The 2,812-nt window shown below is 58.7% G+C and carries 2 protein-coding genes; both read left to right on the top strand.

Annotated elements, in window-relative coordinates:
• The coding region (locus DW49_RS1000000133485; protein ID WP_206539586.1) for a hypothetical protein at positions 1-256 on the top strand (256 nt) is incomplete at its 5' end.
• Positions 257-627: 371 nt separating this feature from the next.
• On the top strand, positions 628-2,658 hold the full coding sequence (locus DW49_RS0127540; protein WP_024420916.1) for a hypothetical protein: 2,031 nt from the start codon (positions 628-630) through the stop codon (positions 2,656-2,658).
• Positions 2,659-2,812 lie beyond the last annotated feature (154 nt).

Here is a 2,812-nt window from a genome sequence, read left to right as displayed (position 1 = left end):
CTGCGTTGCTGCCTGCCTGAAAGTGTCCGGATGGCCGTGGAATCGGTGTCCGGATGTTGGTGGAATGGGTGTCCGGATGGTCGTGGAATCCCTTAGTGCTTTGGCTGTGCAGCGGCTCAGCAATCTTGCCAAGTCTATTATCAGGCTCTGTTTCGTAGCTGTCTTTGGAACCCTCCTGTGCTTTTTGACACTCATTAGCGAGGCAACGGCTCTTGCCGGTTGGTCAAATGAACAACAATGTCGAGGCAGCGATTAGGAAAATCAATGATTAAGGCTAATAGTTGGAGCAGCAATCTGAATGCATACAGAATACTCCAAGAACCGCAAAGTCTGACGGAGGAGCCCCCTCCCATCCAGACAATTTGCCCTGTTCAGCCTGAAAGCATGGGGCCACCGGAGCATCACAACCACCAGCACCTCGTGACACAAGAGGAAAACCGTGGCAGACATCTTGTTGGCAGTCCGATGCGGCGCACGCGCTCTGATGTCGGCGCTCACGGCTTGACGCCTCATCAGCCTTTGCTTACACGTTCAAAATCCGATCACGGATTGGAACGTGTTGCAACGCCTTTGGCGTTTGAGGTACAGAGCGTCGGATCTGAGCAAACCGCTAGTAGTGCTGAAGTTATGACAGCCGCCGGCAGGCGCCATTCGCTCCTGACCGATTACCAAGCCGCGATTGCCCGACCGCTCGACCTTGATCGCGTGCTTGCAGCCGTAAAGTTACGCGCGGCCGCCGAGATATATTGCAAGAAAAACAACTTAGCACGTCTCTCTCCACGGCCACCACGCACGAGTGCTGGCAATCAACGCCTTGATGCCTTGGTCAACCGGCCCGTCGATGAATTGATCGCCGAAGTGCAGGCCGCCCCCCGCAAGTTCAGCCGAACGCAGCTCACCGACGTTGCACAGAGGCACCTGCTCGCCGCATTGAATATCGACATAGACCAATACAAGAAGGGCGTGCACAAAGCCGGCCTGTACGAAGGACTACACTCGGTGGCGGGACGCTTGGTTAGCGTAGCTGCCGCAGCAGTCAGCGCTGGGGTTTCCGAGGTCCCCGGCGTGAGTAAGACCGTCACCAAGACAGTCAAGATTCTTTCCCACCAACTGCCGTCCAGCGTGGTCAATCCAGCTCTGACAGGCGGCCTTCGTTCCGTCACGGACGTCATGGAATCGTTTAAGCGCGTGGGTGGACTCCCTGTCCTATCGCCGCAGATCGATAAGAGCCCCGATATGGGTAAGATAGTGAAAGCCGCGAGGGAGATGCGCGGTCAACTCGATGAGGCCGTTGGACATTTTGCGCGAGCCCATAAGAGCGACCCCCAGGCGCTGCCGCGATTGGTGGACACCTTTCTCGCGCTGCATGGCGTAGCCGACCGACAGTATCGGCGCCGCATCGGCCTGAATCGCACGCAAACCTACGGTAAAGGTTGGGGAATGGCCGTAAATGGCGTGGCCGCCATAGGCACCGTTGTGTCCACTACCGTTCCGGTGGTGGGTCAAGTCGCGGGCCCCGCCATTCTGGCCAGCACTATCCCTTTGCAATGGGGAGCGGGCTACTTGGACGAGCGGCGCAACAAGCACCGCTACAACCTACGCGCCAACACGAAGTGGGGGGACTTTCTGAAGGACAATGCGGCGAATATCCACTTCAAGGATCTGACTGTCGAGCATATTTCCGAGTCCAAGCTGCGCCAGTCGTTCCTGACCCAGCCAGAGGTGCAGATCGCCGCGATTCGCGAGGTTTACGAGGACACCATCGGCGAGCTGATGCAGCGGCGGCTCGAGATGCAGAAGGACATCGACGTCCAGCGCGAGGCGGGCAGGCCGATACGCGCCCTGGCTCTTAAGCAGCTGCGGGAACTAGACGCCGAGATAGACGTGACGAAGATGCACGCTGACCAATTCGAGTCTTTCAACATGGACCGCTGGAGCGCCATTCCTGAGGACAGCGTAATCGGACGCTGCTTGGACGACCTCGACAATCTCCAGAAGGCCAACCGCCGAGCGCGTCTGCGCAAGCCGGGCGAAGGTGCACAGATCGTGCAGCGCTACGTGCAGGCATTCCAGGGCGGCGTATCGACGGGGACGACGCTACCGGTGGTCGATGCCGTCGCGTCGATCGACAGCTTCCACGTACATGACTCGCAAGGTCACGACCATGGCTTGCAGCCCGCGCCGCTCGCCGTGGCGGCGGGCACGGGTGCTGCGGGCGGTGCCGTCTTTACCGGTGCAACGGGCGAGGCGCGGATGAGTAAAGCTGACAATAAGAAGATCATGACGCAACTGCGCGTGGACCCCGAGGTATACACAGCCGATGCTGAGCACTGGCGATTTCGCGCCGGAAATCGCGATGTCGACCTGCGTACGTCCGCCGGATATAAGCAACACGCGCATACGCGTTGGGACGAGCTTGCGCTTGTTGCACAAGCGCTCAAACATGGCCTCACGAGTGGCCCGGTAGGACTGAAGAACCTAGCGGTCGCAAAGGTAGAGCTGCGCCAGGCACGAGCCAGCTTACAGTCGGCGCTCGACGCATTGGCCGCGTCAGGTCTGCCACACCGGACGCCGGATTCCGCCCGTGCCCCGACGATCTCGTCGATGAAGGACCAGCTCTATGACTATTCGGAAGTTCGACGGCACCTTGGTGTGTAGAGCTTTTTGAAAGTGAGGGTGTAAAACGTTAGCTGTAGCGGCTTGCAATCGGAAACGACCGTGCTCGCAATCAGCACACTTTTCGGCTCAGATTAACTGCGACTGACGCAGCCCTCTGGCTCACATTAGTTGCGAGCGAGCTTGCATTCAACTG

The organism is Pseudomonas avellanae BPIC 631 (assembly GCF_000444135.1).
In the GTDB taxonomy this organism is placed as follows: Bacteria; Pseudomonadota; Gammaproteobacteria; order Pseudomonadales; family Pseudomonadaceae; genus Aquipseudomonas; species Aquipseudomonas avellanae.
The sequence above is the reverse complement of the archived record's forward strand: the minus strand, read 5'-3'. Positions and strand labels throughout refer to the sequence as shown.